The organism is Pseudomonas sp. NPDC090752 (assembly GCF_055584805.1).
In genome coordinates this window covers 658,645-674,276 of record NZ_JBVJLI010000001.1, presented here as the reverse complement: position 1 = coordinate 674,276, position 15,632 = coordinate 658,645, and the positions used below count along the sequence as shown (strand labels likewise).

General features: G+C 63.9%; 15 protein-coding genes. 11 read left to right on the top strand and 4 right to left on the bottom strand.

The window, feature by feature from the left end; genetic code table 11:
• Positions 1 to 60: 60 nt before the first annotated feature.
• The gene (gene codA, locus ACZ6YA_RS02925; RefSeq protein WP_465895290.1) at positions 61 to 1,302 is read right to left on the bottom strand and encodes a cytosine deaminase; all 1,242 of its coding nucleotides are present in this window, start codon (positions 1,300 to 1,302) and stop codon (positions 61 to 63) included.
• A gap of 25 nt (positions 1,303 to 1,327) precedes the next feature.
• Positions 1,328 to 1,948, bottom strand: coding sequence for a glutathione S-transferase family protein (locus tag ACZ6YA_RS02920; RefSeq protein ID WP_465895289.1), 621 nt, complete (start codon positions 1,946 to 1,948; stop codon positions 1,328 to 1,330).
• Between the two features lie 129 nt (positions 1,949 to 2,077).
• Here ACZ6YA_RS02920 and ACZ6YA_RS02915 point away from each other — a divergent pair, with 129 nt between their 5' ends.
• The 3 genes from ACZ6YA_RS02915 to ACZ6YA_RS02905 all read left to right on the top strand — a co-directional run bounded on the left by ACZ6YA_RS02915 (position 2,078) and on the right by ACZ6YA_RS02905 (position 4,789).
• Complete coding sequence (locus ACZ6YA_RS02915; protein WP_465895288.1) at positions 2,078 to 2,599, top strand: GNAT family N-acetyltransferase; 522 nt, start codon at positions 2,078 to 2,080, stop codon at positions 2,597 to 2,599.
• Between the two features lie 87 nt (positions 2,600 to 2,686).
• Positions 2,687 to 4,006, top strand: coding sequence for an NAD(P)/FAD-dependent oxidoreductase (locus ACZ6YA_RS02910; protein WP_465895287.1), 1,320 nt, complete (start codon positions 2,687 to 2,689; stop codon positions 4,004 to 4,006).
• A 12-nt stretch (positions 4,007 to 4,018) separates the two neighbouring features.
• A complete protein-coding gene (locus ACZ6YA_RS02905; protein WP_465895285.1) occupies positions 4,019 to 4,789 on the top strand; it encodes an NAD(P)-binding domain-containing protein in 771 nt (256 codons plus the stop codon).
• A gap of 114 nt (positions 4,790 to 4,903) precedes the next feature.
• Here ACZ6YA_RS02905 and ACZ6YA_RS02900 read toward each other — a convergent pair whose 3' ends face one another.
• Positions 4,904 to 6,382 (bottom strand): FAD-dependent oxidoreductase, encoded by a 1,479-nt coding sequence (locus ACZ6YA_RS02900; protein ID WP_465895284.1) that lies wholly within the window; start codon positions 6,380 to 6,382, stop codon positions 4,904 to 4,906.
• 209 nt (positions 6,383 to 6,591) lie between these two features.
• Between ACZ6YA_RS02900 and ACZ6YA_RS02895 the strand changes: the two genes are divergently transcribed.
• Genes ACZ6YA_RS02895 through ACZ6YA_RS02885 form a run of 3 tightly spaced genes read left to right on the top strand, consistent with a single transcriptional unit; the run spans position 6,592 to position 8,683 of the window.
• Complete coding sequence (locus ACZ6YA_RS02895; RefSeq protein ID WP_465895283.1) at positions 6,592 to 7,971, top strand: MFS transporter; 1,380 nt, start codon at positions 6,592 to 6,594, stop codon at positions 7,969 to 7,971.
• Between the two features lie 12 nt (positions 7,972 to 7,983).
• Positions 7,984 to 8,334 (top strand): cupin domain-containing protein, encoded by a 351-nt coding sequence (locus tag ACZ6YA_RS02890; protein WP_465895281.1) that lies wholly within the window; start codon positions 7,984 to 7,986, stop codon positions 8,332 to 8,334.
• Between the two features lie 10 nt (positions 8,335 to 8,344).
• A complete protein-coding gene (locus tag ACZ6YA_RS02885; protein ID WP_465895280.1) occupies positions 8,345 to 8,683 on the top strand; it encodes a RidA family protein in 339 nt (112 codons plus the stop codon).
• 69 nt (positions 8,684 to 8,752) lie between these two features.
• On the opposite strand, the gene ACZ6YA_RS02880 is transcribed toward ACZ6YA_RS02885, so the two are convergent.
• Positions 8,753 to 9,814 carry a GlxA family transcriptional regulator gene (locus ACZ6YA_RS02880; protein ID WP_465895278.1) on the bottom strand — a complete coding sequence of 354 codons (1,062 nt, stop codon included), beginning with the start codon at positions 9,812 to 9,814 and terminating at the stop codon, positions 8,753 to 8,755.
• A 199-nt stretch (positions 9,815 to 10,013) separates the two neighbouring features.
• Here ACZ6YA_RS02880 and ACZ6YA_RS02875 point away from each other — a divergent pair, with 199 nt between their 5' ends.
• From ACZ6YA_RS02875 to ACZ6YA_RS02855, 5 genes are all read left to right on the top strand, one after another.
• The gene (locus tag ACZ6YA_RS02875) at positions 10,014 to 11,405 is read left to right on the top strand and encodes an NAD(P)/FAD-dependent oxidoreductase (protein WP_465895275.1); all 1,392 of its coding nucleotides are present in this window, start codon (positions 10,014 to 10,016) and stop codon (positions 11,403 to 11,405) included.
• A 10-nt stretch (positions 11,406 to 11,415) separates the two neighbouring features.
• Positions 11,416 to 12,384: an NAD(P)-dependent oxidoreductase gene (locus ACZ6YA_RS02870; protein ID WP_465895274.1), complete on the top strand. Its 969-nt coding sequence runs from the start codon at positions 11,416 to 11,418 to the stop codon at positions 12,382 to 12,384.
• Positions 12,381 to 13,832, top strand: coding sequence for an aldehyde dehydrogenase family protein (locus ACZ6YA_RS02865; RefSeq protein WP_465895272.1), 1,452 nt, complete (start codon positions 12,381 to 12,383; stop codon positions 13,830 to 13,832). Before ACZ6YA_RS02870 ends, ACZ6YA_RS02865 begins: the two co-directional genes overlap by 4 nt.
• Positions 13,833 to 13,921: 89 nt before the next feature.
• On the top strand, positions 13,922 to 14,239 hold the full coding sequence (locus ACZ6YA_RS02860) for a DUF2388 domain-containing protein (RefSeq protein WP_465895271.1): 318 nt from the start codon (positions 13,922 to 13,924) through the stop codon (positions 14,237 to 14,239).
• Between the two features lie 107 nt (positions 14,240 to 14,346).
• Positions 14,347 to 15,579 carry a M20/M25/M40 family metallo-hydrolase gene (locus tag ACZ6YA_RS02855; RefSeq protein ID WP_465895270.1) on the top strand — a complete coding sequence of 411 codons (1,233 nt, stop codon included), beginning with the start codon at positions 14,347 to 14,349 and terminating at the stop codon, positions 15,577 to 15,579.
• Positions 15,580 to 15,632: the final 53 nt, after the last annotated feature.

Sequence of the window (15,632 nt, the reverse complement as noted above, 5' to 3'; positions counted from 1 at the left end):
CAGTGCTCTGATGAGTGTTGAAGATCCTGTGATGGCTTACATTCGTAAAAGCCCTACCTATCAGGCAAACCGCTCGACCTGCGCCGGTGAACGCCGCATCAATACTTTACCCGCTCGGATGGACACCAGTGCATGCCCCTGACTGCGGACCATCTCGTAATCATCCGGCGCCGACAGCAACAACAGGTTTGCCGGGCGTCCCACCTCGATGCCATATCGCTCGCCAAGGTTCAAGGTCCGCGCACTGTTGTCAGTGATCAGGTCCAGGCAGCGCTGCAGGTCTTCGTACCCCAGCATGTGGCAGATGTGCAGCCCGGCTTCGAGGATGCGCAGGATATTGCCGTTACCCAGCGGGTACCAGGGGTCGACGATCGAGTCCTGGCCGAAGCACACGTTCATCCCCGCCCGGTCGATTTCCGCCACGCGGGTCAGCCCGCGACGCTTCGGGTAGGTGTCGAAACGCCCCTGCAGGTGAATGCTCTCGGTCGGGCACGAAACGAAATTGATACCCGACATTTTCAGCAAGCGGAACAGCTTGGAGCAGTACGCATTGTCATACGAACCCATGGCCGTGGTGTGGCTCGCCGTCACCCGCGCGCCCATGCCACGCACGCGTGCTTCTTCGGCCAGTACTTCGAGAAAACGCGACTGCGGGTCGTCGGTTTCGTCGCAATGCACATCCACCAGGCAACCGGTGCGTTCTGCCAGCTCCATCAGGAACTTGACCGACGACACACCCTGATCACGGGTGTTTTCAAAGTGCGGAATGCCACCGACCACATCCGCGCCAATGGCCACCGCCTCGGTCATCAGCGCCCGGCCATTGGCGTACGATTCGATGCCCTCCTGGGGGAAGGCAACGATCTGCAAGTCGATCAGTTCGCGCACCTCGTCGCGCACCTCGACCATCGCCTTGAGCGCGGTAAGCGTCGGGTCGGTGACGTCGACGTGGGTGCGCACATGCTGGATGCCATGTTCCACCAGCATACCGATGGTCTTCTTGGCGCGCGTCTTGATGTCGTCGTGGGTGGTGATGGCCTTGCGCTCGGCCCAGCGCTCGATTCCTTCAAAAAGGGTGCCGCTCATGTTCCACTTCGGCTCACCGGCGGTCAGGGTGGCGTCGAGGTGGATGTGCGGCTCGACGAAAGGTGGCACCACCAGGTTTTGCTGGGCGTCCAGGTCATCGGCGCTGGCCAGTGTCGCAACCTGTTGCTCTGGCGCGATGGCGGCGATGCGGTCGCCGCTCAACTCGATACGGAAGAGGCCGGCCTTGCCGCGCAGGCGTGCGTTGATGATGTTCATGGGGCTCTCCTGCCTAGTGCTTCGATTATGCCCGAGGCATCAGATCGTACGGATGCTTCCAGCCAGGTTGCGCCTGAAGGCGTGCTTTCCAGGCCTCAATATGGGTGAATTCCGTCAGCGGGATGCCGGTGTCCTCCGGCATGAACACATAGCCCGCCAACGACAGGTCGGCGATGGTCAGGCGCCCGCCGACCATGTAGGGCGTCTTCGCCAGGTGCGCATCCACTATGCGATAGGCCGCCGTGGCGCGCTCGCGGAGGAATTGCGTGACGGGCGTATCGCCGGAATCTTTCAGGCAGAAGATGAACCGCAGTGCCGCGTAGTAGGCCGTGAACTTGTGATTGTCGAACAGCATCCAGCGCCAGATTTCACGCTTCTCCTGCTCATCGCGCGGGCCGAACCGGCCAGTGCGTTCGGCCAGGTATTCGAGGATCAACGCCGACTGGGTCAGCGTCTGGCCGGCGTGTTCCAATACCGGCACCTCTCCCTGTTCATTGACCTCGTCGCGCCAATGCGGGTCGCGGGTCTGGCCATTGAAGAAGTCAACAAACACCGGCTGCCAGTCCTGGCCGGTGAGTTCGAGCATCAGCGCAGCTTTGTAGGCGTTGCCGGATTCAGCGAAGCAATGCAGTTTGTAATCGGGCATGGTGGTCCTTCATTTTCCCTTGATTGGCCGTGAATCCGAGCAAATCACGCCCGCCAGCGCACGGTCAACTCAAACCTGCTTATGGGAAAGTATGCTTAGATGCCCTAACGACTCAGCCAGGATGGCCACATGCCCTACCCCACTCTTCCCCGCACCCTGTCCACGCCTCGCACCCGGCTGGTCCGCCCCGACCCAGCACTTGCCGCACACCTGCGCCAGGCACTGCTCGACAGCTATGCCCTGCACCAGCCCTTCCTGGCCTGGGCCAAGCCCGACTGGACGCTGGAAGAAGTATGCGAAAGCCTGCAATTGAGCGCCAGCGAGTTTCTCGACCCTGCAGCCGAAAAGCGCTTTTTCATCCTGCAGCCGGATGGCAGTGCCGTGATCGGCTGCATTGGCCTGCGCCCAGGAAATGACGAGTACGAGGTGGGCTATTGGGCCAGTCAGGCGTTCAGCGGCCAGGGCCTGCTGCGTGAAGCGCTGAGCCATTTGCTGGATGCCATCGCGACGCCGGTGTGGCTGACCACCGATATCGACAACCAGGCCAGCCAACGCCTGGCCGAGCGCGCGGGTTTCAAGGCGGCCGGCAGCAAGCTCACGGAACTGGACCCCAGCACGCCACGCCCCCTCTATCGACGTGCGCCCGACTGACAGAACATTCCAGTACCCGTCTCAGCCGTTATATGCCCGAAACAAATACCCGTGCGACAGTGGAGAAAACAACACGGATAAACGCCCATGTACAGACACACCTCCACCCCCGCGGACGACAACGGTTGCGGCTGGTTCCACCTCAGCCCCAAGCGCCAGCCACGTGCACCGCACCGGGGGCGGAGCGAAGCACGCTGGGCGGTGCTCGGCGCGGGCTTCACCGGCCTTGCCGCCGCACGGCAACTGGCGCTTCATCACCCCGACGACGAGGTGATCCTGATCGAAGCGCAAGAGGTCGGGTTTGGTGCCTCCGGGCGCAATTCCGGTTTTGCCATCGACCTGCCACACGATATCGGCGCCCCCGACTACATCGGCGACTTGGCCACGGCGCGGATGAACCTCAAGTTGAACCTGCGCGCACAATCCATCCTGCGCGGGCTGATCAACCAACATGGCATCGACTGCCAGATCCGCCCCGATGGCAAGTACCAGGCTGCCGTCGAAGACAAGGGCCTGGCGGTGCTCGAAGCTTACCGCAGCGGCCTGGAAAAACTCGGCCAGCCCTACCAGATGATCGACACCCGCGACCTGCCCGAGCATTTCGGCACTTCGTTCTACCGCAAGGCGCTGTACACCCCGGGCACCCAGTTGCTGCAGCCGGCCGCACTGGCCAAGGGCCTGGCCGACAGCCTGCCGGGCAATGTCACGCTGTACGAGCACACCACCATTACCCGCATCGAACAGGGCAAGCGCATCACCCTCAAGCACGCCAACGGTGAGATCGTCGCCGACCAGCTGTTGCTGACCAACAACGCCTTCGCCTCGTACTTCGGTTTCCTCCCTGGCCGGCTGCTGCCGATCTTCACTTATGCCAGCATGACCCGCCCCCTGACTGAAGCGGAACAGGCCCGTCTGGGTGGCAAGGCAACCTGGGGCATCATCCCCGCCGACCCGTTCGGCAGCACCCTGCGCCGCACCCCGGACCAGCGCCTGTTGGTGCGCAACAGTTTCAGCTTCAATGCCGACGGCCGTGCCAACCCGCGCCACCTGCAGCGCGCCGGGCGCCAGCACCGCGCGTCGTTCGAGCGGCGCTTCCCGATGCTCGCGGGCTTGCCGTTCGAATTCACCTGGGGCGGTTCGATGTGCCTGTCACGCAACCACCTCTCGCACTTCGGCACCCTTGCGCCCAATGTGCATGCAGCGCTGTGCTGCAATGGCCTGGGCATCACCCGCGGCACCGCCACCGGCACCTTGCTGGCCGACTGGCTGAGTGGTGAGCGTGACGAGCTGATCGATTTTCTGCTCGGCTCCGAGGGGCCGAACCGCAACCCGCCAGAACCGCTGCTGAGCGTGGGCGTCAACCTCAACCTGCACTGGGGCCAGCGTCGCGCCGGCCTGGAAAGCTGACAAGGAGGCATCATGCAAAGCCTGGGAATTCTCGGGGTTGGCGAGCTGACCGAAAAAGTGGTGATTGGCCTGCGCCGCAGCGGTTTTGACGGCGCGATCGTGCTGTCGCCACGCAATGCCGAGCGCGCCGAGGCGCTGGCGGCTGGGCAGCGTTGCGTGGTGCTGGAGAGCAATCAGGCGGTCGTTGACCAAGCTGATCTGGTGATAGTCGGCGTGAGGCCGGAATCACTGGCGCAGCTGGCGGATGAGGTACAGCTGCGGCCTGGCCAGCGCCTGGTCTCGCTGGCCGCCGGGGTGAGCTTGGAGCAGTTGCGCGCGGCCTTTCCTCACGCCCAGTGCGTGCGCGTGATGCTGTCGTATGCGGCGCAGTACAACCAGTCCACCGTGGTGGTGTGCCCACCGGATCCGCTCACGGAGCAAAGCCTGGGGCCGCTGGGGACTCTGGTGGTACTTGAGGATGAGGCCGCGTTCGAGCTGGCCACGGTGGCGGCGTGCATGAATGGCTGGTTCTACTTCCTGTTGCACGACCTGCAGCAATGGCTGACCGACAAGGGCCTGCCGGCTGCCGAGGCGCGGGCGTTGGTGCTGGGGAATCTGCAGGATTGCATCGCCAGTGCCCAACAGCAACCTGATTCCAGCCTGAAGACGCTGGGGCAGCAGATTGCCACGCCGGGGACGTTTACGGCCGATGGTTTGGCGGTGCTCAATCATCAGCCGGTGGGGGCCAGTTGGGGGGCGGCGTGTGAGGTGGTGCTGGATGCTTTGTTGACGCGGTCCCGATAGTTTTCGCCTCAGCCGGCCCTTTCGCGGGCAAGCCCGCTCCCACAGGATGGGGTTCACCGCATATCCTGTGGGAGCGGGCTTGCCCGCGAAGAGGCCGGTTGTCACAACATCAAACTAGAGCTGCCGATACACCCGAGCCGTATCGTCCTCAAAGTGCTTCAATTCCTCCTGCCGCCGCACCTCCGACCACCCCATCACCGCCGCCACCCGATGCGACAATTGCTCCACCCGCGCCCGCCCCAGATCCGGGTCCAGCCCCCAGGGCAAGCGCCGACGCACGAGGTCCACCAACCGCACCACATGCTCCCGCGCAATGATCCGGGCAATGTCCTCACCCTCGATACGCTCCCGCTCGATCATGCCTTTGGGCCCCTGGCCACGCTTTCCCAGCCGCGCTTCCACACCACGGGCGATCACCCGCGCTGCGTGACGGTGCAGCATGATGGTCGAACCCGTCAGGGTCAGCAGGCCCGGCTTGCCGGCCGCCTCGCTCAACCGCACTGGCAGGTGGCTGTTGCGCCCGTCCAGGGTAGAGGTCGGACGTACGCCGCACCAACAGTGCTGCACATCGGCACGGGTCAGATGCAGGTCGGGGAACAGCTGGTTGGCCTCGGCGAGTATGTAGTCGATCTCACCGTCCTCCACCCGCACGGTGTCCGGATCGTCCGTGAAGTGCGATTCGGTTGGGCCTATGAAGTGGAACTCGCGCCAGGGGAACACATAGTACGGCTCACCTTTGCTGGAAAACGCCTCCAGGCCTTGGCCACGGTATCCTTCGGGCAGGCGCACCATTACGTTGACACCCTTGATGCCCAACACCCGCGGCCCGCTGTCCGCAGCACCGGAAATACGGTCGACCCAAGGCCCGGCCGCATTGATTACCACCTTCGCCGTGACCTGTGCCTGCCCCTGCGCCTCGGGCGCCTGCTCGTCGAGTGTCAGCTGCCACTGATCTTGCGTGCGCTGCAACTGGCTGACCCGGGTATAGGTACGCAGCGTAGCGCCGCGCCATTGCGCGTCCAGCGCCGTATCGACACAAATGCGCTCCGGCCAGGCATACATGTATTCCTCGAACACCCCGACCCCACGCAATGGCCCACCCAGCCCCGCCGCCAGAGCGCTATCGCCTGCAGCCTGCTGCGACGACTGGCGCCGGTAGGCCAGCGGCACCTTCCAGCCACCCAGCGCCTCGACCAGGCGAAAACCCATGTCCACCAGCCATGGCGGGTAGCGATCAGCCTTGCGGAACGGGTAATGGAAGCGGTGTTTGCTTAGGTGGCCCGGCATGTCATGGACCAGCTCGGCACGGCAACGCATCACCTCGCGGGTGTAGCGCAGCCGCTGCCACATGTCGAAGGGGCGCAAGGGGATTTGCCACAGCGGGTAGCGCGCCGCCAGGTAGCCCAACCCCGAATAGAGCATGCGGCTGGAGCGTGACGACGTACCGGCACCGATGTCGCCTCGGTCCACCAGCAGGGTTCGAAAGTTGCGCGCAGCCAATTGCCGGGCGGCGGCGCAACCGACCGCGCCGGCGCCGATGACCACGACGTCGTAGTGATCGCCGTCGAGGGTTTTCAGGGAGGGGCGGAGCATGCGCAAGGTTCCTTTGTTGTGATTGTTCTGCAGATGGTCGCGCCGCTTCGCCGCCCCGCTCTAGAACGCCCATGACAACTTGCATAAGCCTTCGGCACGCCCGGCCAAGGCATCCCATAACCCGTCCCAACCGTTATAGGGAGCCGCTCCAGAGCAGTGCAATAGTGCCGCAGCGCCCGTGCGCCAGATAACAACAAGAGGTAAACCGAATGACCGCTGCAAAACGCTCTGTGGAAGATGCTCCGCTAAACGCCTTCCACCGCAAACTCACCGTTTATTCCGCCGGCGGCCCGTTTCTCGACGGCTACGTGCTGAGTATCATCGGCGTGGCCATGCTACAGATCACCCACGCCCTGCAACTGTCGGCCTTCTGGGAAGGCCTGATTGCCGCTTCCGCCCTGATCGGCGTTTTCCTGGGTGGTTTTCTGGGTGGCTGGTTCACCGACAAGTACGGGCGCAAGGTGCTGTACTTGGTTGACCTGATCGCCATCGTCGGCTTCTCGGTCGCGCAATTCTGGGTCGAATCGGCCTGGGCACTGTTTGCCTGGCGGTTGCTGATCGGTATCGCCGTAGGCGCCGATTACCCGATCGCCACCTCGCTACTGGCCGAGTTCCTGCCGCGCAAACAGCGTGGGCCGCTGCTTGCCGCGATGGTGCTGATGTGGTTCGCCGGTGCCGCCGTGGCCTACCTGGTCGGTGAGCTGCTGCTGCGCGTGGGTGGCGAAGAAGGCTGGCGCTGGGTGCTGGCCAGTGCATTGGTGCCGGGTGCGTTGTTCCTGATTGCCCGCAGCGGCACACCGGAATCGCCGCGCTGGCTGCTGAGCAAGGGCCGGACCGCTGAAGCGGATGCCGTGATCAAGAAAGTCTACGGCCCGGACTACTCCATCGCCGACCTGCCCGAGCCTGCCAATCAGCAACCAGTGTCGGTGTGGTCGCTGTTCCACTCCGGCTACGGCAAGCGCATGGCCTTTGTCACGCTGTTCTGGACCTGCGCCATCGTGCCGCTGTTCGCCATCTATGCATTCGCTCCGAAAGTACTGCAGGCGTTGAAGCTGACCGGCGACTGGGCGGCTTACGGCTCGATCGCCATCACCGTCCTGTTCACCCTCGGCTGCCTGCTGGCGACCAAGCTGATCAACCGCCTGGGCCGGCGCAAGATGCTGATCCACAGCTTCCTCTGGTCGGGCCTGTCGCTGGTGCTGCTGGGCGTGTTCCCGGACGCCTCGCCCACCACCGTGCTGGTGTTGTTCGGCGCCTACGCGGTGTTGATCGGCGGTGCCCAGGTGCTCGAATACGTCTACCCCAACGAATTGTTCCCCACCGAAATCCGCGCCACGGCCGTGGGCCTGGCCACCTCGTTGTCGCGCATCGGCGCTGCGGTGGGCACCTACCTGGTGCCCATCTCGCTGGCCGCCTATGGCGTTGCCAACACCATGTTCGCAGCCGCGATCATCTCGTTGTTCGGGGCGTTGATTTCCTGGTGGCTGGCACCCGAAACCAGCCAGCTCGACCTGCAGCAGGCCGCCGCCCTTGGCAGCACCGATCCTGCACCGTCCACCGCTTACAAACCTGTTGCCCGTAAAGCCTGAAGGAGCTGATTCATGAGCCAACTACTGACCGTTGTCCGCAACGCCGCCGCCTCGCCACTCGGCGCACCTGCCCCTGCCCGCCTGCCAATCGGTGAACCGGTCGCCCAGGCCGCCACCGCCCAGGACCAGACCGATGAAGCCGTGGGCGCCAGCATCGGCGTGTGGGAAAGCAGCCCTGGCACTTTCCGCCGCCACCTGAAGAACCGCGAGTTCAGCCACATCGTCAGCGGCAACTGCATATTCACCCCCGACGGCGGCGAGCCGGTGGAACTGCGTGCCGGCGATGCGGTGCTGTTCCCGGAAAACTGCGAGGGGGTGTGGGAAATCCGCGAGACCCTGCGCAAGACCTACGTGCTGTTCTAAGAGGCCGCTGATGATCGAACGTATCAACCCCGGCCCGCGTGCCAGCCAGATGGTGCTGGTGGATGGCCGCATCGAGACCTCTGGGATCGTTGCCCTTGAGCCCGGTGATATTGCCGCCCAGACGCGCTGCGTGCTGGCTCAGCTGGAGCAATGGCTGGCACAGGTCGGCGCCGGCAAGAGCAATCTCACACGGATGCAGATCTGGCTGGCTGACATGGGCGAGTTTGCGGCGATGAATGCTGTGTATGACGCCTGGGTAGGTGACCAGCCGCCAGTGCGGGCGTGTGTGGGGGCTGCATTGGCGGCGCCGGACTATCGCATCGAAATTCAGGCGTTCGGGCAGCTTTGAGATTCCCGGGGCCGCTTTGCGGCCCTTTCGCGACACAAGGCCGCTCCCACACAAGTTTGTTCCAAGCGCTTACAGTTCGGGATCCAGGCCCACCTTGTCGCCGTGCCAGTCAAAGCGCTCCACCTCATGGCGGCGCTTCCTGAAGCTGTACGGCGTCTCGCCATACTGCTTGCGGAACCACAAGATGAAATGCGACGCATCGGAAAAACCGCAGGCCAAGGCAATGGTGGTGATGTTCTGGCTGGTGTTCACCAGCAGCCTGCGCGCATGGTCCAGGCGCAGCTTGCGCCAGTAGTTGGCAGGCGGCTCCTGGGTATTGGCAACGAACTCGCGGTGCAGCTGCCGTGGGTGGGTGCCCACCGCTTCGGCCACCGCCTTGAGGGTCATGGACGCGTCGAGGTTGGCACGCATGAAGGCAATCGCCCGCTGCACCCTGTCATTCTGGTACACACTGTCGCTGGCGGCCTGTTGGCTCTCGGCTTCGGCGCGTTCTTCCACAAGCAGGTACTCCAGGCCTTTTTGTGCCCGCACCGCGCCGCAGTGACGGCGGATCAGGTTGGCGGCCAGGTCGATGGCCGTGCCGCCCGGGCAGGTGATGATGCCGCGGTCATCCACGTAGCTCTTGTCGATGACCATGGTCGACTGCGGGAAGCGCTCGCGAAACTCGTCGCGCAAGGTGAAATGCACCGCACAGCGCCGGCCGTCGAGCAGGCCGGCCTTGCCGAGCACGAACGAGCCCGAACACAAGGCGATGATCGGGATGTTCGCCGCGTGCACATCGCGCAGGGCGTCGAGCAGCCAGGCCGGCGGGTCGCGGGTTTCACCCAACAGGCCGCCGGCCAACACGATGTAGTCGTACTGGCCGAACAGGTTGAGCGGTTTGGTCGGCGAAATCGGCATGCCGCAGCTGGCGCTGATCGGCTGGTCGTCGAGGGTCATCCAGTCCCACTGGCAGTAGACCTGCTGGCTGCGGAACGACTTGTCGGCGGCAAACCGCAGCGAGTCAACCAGCCCGGCCACGGGCACCAGCGTGAACTGGTTCATCAGCACGAAGCCGACGCGCAGCTCGGGCTTGACCTGGGGCGGTAACTGGGGCGCCTGCGGCTGTTGTAATTGTTGTTGGGCAACCATGGACGTCGGCCTCATGACCTGCTGAATAACGCCATTGTAGGGGGTGCCCGGCGTCCGGCATATCATATGCGGCACGACAAATAGTAAATCCATGACAAAAGGCGTGGCCGTTCTATCAATTGTCATGACTGTAATATCGGCCCCCAGGCAGCGCTGAGCATCATGTAGACACAAAACAACATGCTCAGAGGCACCCCTCATGTACCGTGGATTCTGGTATGCCCAGGCGCTGGACCTGGACAGCGACCTTGCCCCTGCCCTGCAGGATTCGATTCAAGCCGACGTGTGCATCGTCGGCGGTGGCTTCCTTGGCCTGTGGTCGGCCATCCGCCTGAAACAGGCGCACCCGGAGAAAACCATCGTCATCGTCGAGCGTGACCGCTGCGGCTCCGGGGCCAGCGGCCGTAACGGCGGTGTGGCTACCAACTGGTGGGGCAAGTACTTGTCGGTACGCACCATCTGCGGTGACGTTGAGGCGCGACGCATCTGCGAGGCCGCCGAGTCGGCCATCGACGAGATCGGCAGCTTCTGCCAGGAGCACGGCATCGATGCGCAGTACCGCAAGGATGGCTGGCTGTGGACGGCCACCAACCCGCGGCAGATGAACTCCTGGCGCGTGCTCACCGACGGCCTGCAGAAGCTCGACGTCAACCCGTTTCAAGAGCTGGACCGCCAGACCATCCGCGGTCGCGTCGGCTCGCCGCTGGTGTTGGGCGGTATTTTCGACCCTAACGCCGCCACTGTGCAGCCTGCCATGCTGGCCCGTGGCCTTCGTCGAGTGGCGCTGAAACTAGGCGTGCAGATTTTCGAAAAGTCGCCATTCACCCACTTGGAGCGCGGCAAGCATCCGGTGGTCCACACTGCCAAAGGTCAGGTAAAGGCCAACCATGTGGTGCTGGCCCTGAACGCCTGGGGCGCTCAGTTTCCTGAGCTGCGTCGGATGATCGCGATCATGTCCAGCGACATGGTCGCTACCGCGCCCGTCAAAGCCAAGCTCGACGCCATCGGCTTCAGCGGCGGCGAATGCATGACCGATTCACGCACCGTACTCAACTACTGGCGCAACACCCCGGATGGCCGGGTGGTGTTCGGCAAGCCGCTGGGCCAGTTCGCCTACGCCGGGCGCATCGGCAACCTGTATGAAAAGCCCTCACCGGCTGCCGACAAAGTCGCCGCCGAGCTGCGTCGCCTTTACCCGCAGTTGCAGGACGTGCCGGTGGTTAGCAGTTGGACGGGGCCGATCGACCGGGCCATGAAAGGTTTGCCCAACTTCGGCTACCTCGACCAGCATCAGACGGTCAGCTACGGCATCGGCTTCTCGGGCAATGGCGTGGCCACCACGGTATTCGCCAGCCGCATCATCAAGTCGTTGGCCACTCATGCCAATGACGAGTGGGCCAACTGCGGCCTGGTCGACCAGAAGATGAAACTGCTGCCCCCTGAGCCGTTCCGCTTCTTCGGGGCGCACCTGGTGCGCGATGCCCTGGTGCGCAAGGAATCGCTTGAGGACCACGACCAGGACGCCGGCTTCATCACCCGCCAGCTGGTCGGCATGGCGCCCGCCGGCTACGTCCCGGCGCAGAAAAAATAAGGACGACAGCGTGAACGAACATATCGTATTTCTCGACGACGAAGGCCTCGCGCCTTCCACCCGACTCAAACGCCCTGATTGCCAGCACCATTGGCAGCAGTTCGCCTATACCCACCCCGACCAAGTGCTGGAACACCTGAAGGACGCCACCGTGGCGCTGACCTGCAGCGTGCCGCTGCGCGAAGAACACCTGCGCCAGTTGCCGCGTCTGAAGATGATCTCGCTGGCCTTGACCGGCCGCGACATCGTCGACGTCGAATACTGCGACGCGCACGGCATCGAAGTCGCCAGCGTCCCGGGCTATGCCGCCAACACCGTGGCCGAGCACAGCCTGGCGATGATCCTCGAACTGTTCCGCCGCCCCGCCGCGTTCACTCGGCTGATGCGCCAGGTACATGCCGGTGAGGCCGAGTACAAGAACATCTACTTCGACCACCGCATCCGCGACGTGCGCGGCAAGCAGCTGGCGATCATTGGTAGCGGCCCGATCGCCCTGCGCCTGGCCGAGCTGGCGCGTGCGTTCGGCATGCAGGTGTGGTTCGAAGATCGTGGCGGCAAGCGTCGCGGGACTGATTGCAAGCCGCTGGCCGAGTTGCTGCGCAGCTGTGATGTGCTGTCGATCAACTGCCCGCTGACGGCGCACACCCACAACCTGATCGACGCTGCACAACTGGCGCTGATGAAGCCCGACGCGCTGGTGGTCAACACAGGCCGGGGCGGCATCGTCAACGAAGCAGCGCTGATCGACGCCCTGGGCAATGGCCGCCTCGGCGGTGTGGCGCTGGACGTGGTCGAGCAGGAGCCACTGCACCCGAGCAACCCACTGTTCCAGCTGATCGACCGCGACGACTTCCTGCTCAACCCGCACATCGCCTGGAGCAGCGAGGACGCCATGCAACAGCTGATGGACAGCGCCGTGGACAACATCACCGATTTCATCGCCCGCCAGGGTGCCCAGCAAAGGATTCGTAGCGCATGACCCACGTGACCAAGAGCAGTTACGTCGACGGTGCCTTCGTCGCACTGACGAACGGCAGCGATGTACTGGAAAACCGTAATCCATCAAACCCGGCAGAGGTCATCGAGCGCTTCGAGCGCGCTGACCAGGCCCTGACCGAACACGCCATCGCCGCCGCTCGCCGGGCACAGCCGGCGTGGGCGCGCAGCAACCCGCAGCAGCGCGCCGACGCACTGGACTTCATCGGTAGCGAAATCCTCGCCCGTCGCCAGGAACTGGCCACCCTGCTGGCTCGCGAAGAAGGCAAGATCGTTCGCGAAGCCTTGGGGGAAGTGGACCGCGCTGGTCGCTCGTTCAAGTTCTATGCCCAGGAAGCCCTGCGCGCCGAGGGCGAGAAATACCAGTCGGTGCGCCAGGACGTCGGCATCGACGTGTTCACTCAGCCACTGGGCGTGGTCGGCATCATCGCGCCCTGGAACTTCCCCATCGCGATCCCGGCGTGGAAGATCGCTCCGGCGCTGTGCTTCGGTAACTGCGTGGTGTTCAAGCCAGCCGAACTGGTGCCCTCCTCGGCCTGGGCGCTGGCCGAGATCATCTCGCGCGCCGGTTTGCCTGCGGGCGTGTTCAACCTGCTGATCGGGCCGGGGCGCAGTGTCGGCGATACCCTCATCCGCTCGCCGCTGGTCGATGGCATCAGCTTCACCGGCTCGGAAAACACCGGCCGGCAGATCGCCAGGCTGGCGGCGGAGGGCATGAAGAAGGTGCAGCTGGAGATGGGTGGCAAGAACCCGCTGATCGTCCTCGACGACGCCGACCTGGAGCAGGCGGTGGACGTAGCGCTCAATGGCTCGTTCTTCAGCACGGGGCAACGCTGCACGGCCAGTTCGCGGGTGATCGTTACCGAAGGCATTCACGATGCCTTCGTCGCGCGCCTGGCGAAACGCACCCGCGCGTTGAAGGTAGGCGACGCCCTGCAGGCCAGCACCGACATCGGCCCGGTGGTCGACAGCCGGCAGCTGGAGCAAAACCTGTCGTACGTGGCCAGTGGTCGGGAGCAGGGGGCAACACTGGTGTGCGGCGGCGAGCGTATCGAAGACGAAGCAGGCGGGTATTTCTTCACCCCGGCGCTTTTCACCGAGGTGACGCCAGACATGCGCATCTACCGCGAAGAGATCTTCGGGCCAGTGCTCAGCGTGCTCAAGGTGCGCGACTACGAACAGGCCTTCGCCGCCGCCGAGGACACCGCATTTGGCCTGTCTGCCGGCATCGTCACCACCTCGCTGCGCCATGCCGAGCACTTCAAGCGCAACAGCTCGGCGGGGATGGTGATGGTCAACCTGCCGACCGCCGGGGTGGACTATCACGTGCCGTTTGGCGGCAATGGCGCGTCGAGCCTGGGCTCGCGTGAACAAGGCACGCATGCGCGGCAGTTCTTTACCCGGGTGAAGACCACGTACCAGTTGGCTTGATCATCCCCAAGGGAACTACCACCCCACGCGCGCCCTCTTAAACATTGAGTGGTAATTCCCTTGGGCTTCACGCTACTGGAGATCACGATATGCGCCACCTATTCCTCGCCCCTGCGCTGCTGCTCCTGCTGCCTGCCGGTGCTGCCCTGGCCCGCGTCGATGCGGGCGACGTCGCCACCTCGGCGGGTGTCTCCGCCTCGCTGTATTCGACCTTCAAGGATGACAAACGGATCATCCCCGCCCAAGACGAACTGTCTGCGTTCGTCGCCAGTGGCGGTGCGATTCGTGGCGCCTATGTGGAATCGGCGCTGGAACAGGCTCGCAAGGACAACCCTGGCCTGCAGGCCAGTGATGAAGAGCTGGCCCGGGCAATACTGTCCCAGGATGATCCAGTGGCCCACCATTGATGCCCGTTGTAGCCCTTGGCACGGTCCCCCGCCAAGGGCTGCACTGATTCTGCAGGGTCACGGCTGAAGGACTAGGCTCAACGGTTCACCCCTACAAGGAAGAACCGATGCCTTTGCCCCGCCCTCCCCACGCCATTGCCCTGGCGCTATTGATCGCCTGTACCCAGGCAACCGCCGCCGAACCCACTCCCCAAGACTTGCTCAAGCAGGCCCAGGGCGAACAGTCGGCCTACCTTGAAACCCTCAAGACCCTGGTGTCCGTCGACACCGGCACCGGTACCGAACCTGGCCTGACGCAAGTCAGCGCCGAGTTGGTCAAACGCCTGAAGGCGCTGGGTGCCGAGGTCCAGACCCACCCCGCCAAACCCTCGGTGGGCGACAACATCGTCGGCACATTCAAAGGCTCTGGCAGCAAAGATTTCCTGCTGATGGTGCACTACGACACGGTGTTCGTGCCCGGCACCGTGGCCAAGCGACCGTTTCGCGTCGACGGCCCGCGCGCCTACGGCCCGGGCGTGGCCGATGCCAAGGGCGGCGTGGCGATGATCCTGCATGCGCTCAAGCTGCTGCAGGAACAGGAATTCAAGGGATACCGCACGCTCACCGTGCTGTTCAACCCGGATGAGGAAATGGGTTCGGCCGGCTCGAAGCAGATCATCGCCGAACTGGCCCGCAAGCATGACTACGTGTTCTCCTACGAGCCGCCGGACAAGGACGCTGTGACAGTCGCCACCAACGGCATCAACCGCCTGAAGCTCGAGGTCAAGGGCCGTGCCTCGCATGCTGGCTCCGCGCCAGAGCAAGGGCGCAATGCGCTGACCGAACTGGCCCACCAGTTGCTTCAGCTCAACGAACTGGGCGATACCAGCAAAGGCACCACGGTGAACTGGACCCTGGCCAAGGCGGGCGAGAAAGCCAATATCATCCCGGCCCTAGCCACGGCCGAAGCGGATATGCGTTATTCGGACCTGGGCGAGACCGACCGGGTGCAGGCCGACGCCCAGCGCATCGTGAAGAAGCAGTTGGTGGCCGATACTCAGGCCACTGTCACCCTCGAGAAAGGCCGGCCGCCACTGGCGCGCAACGAGGCTTCGGCGAAATTGGCGCAGACGGCACAGCAGCTGTATGGCGAGGTTGGGCACAAGATCGAACCGATTGCCATGCGGTTTGGTACCGATGCCGGCTATGCCTATGTGCCAGGGAGCGAAAAGCCGGCTGTGCTGGAGACCTTGGGGGTGGTTGGGGCTGGGTTGCATGGGGATGACGAATACATCGAGCTGAGCAGTGTGGCGCCTCGACTGTATCTAACCGTCGCGATGATCCGGCATCTGGCTGAGTGATGTAGCGCCTGAACCGGCCCTTTCGCGGGGCAAGCCCGCTCCCACAAGTACTC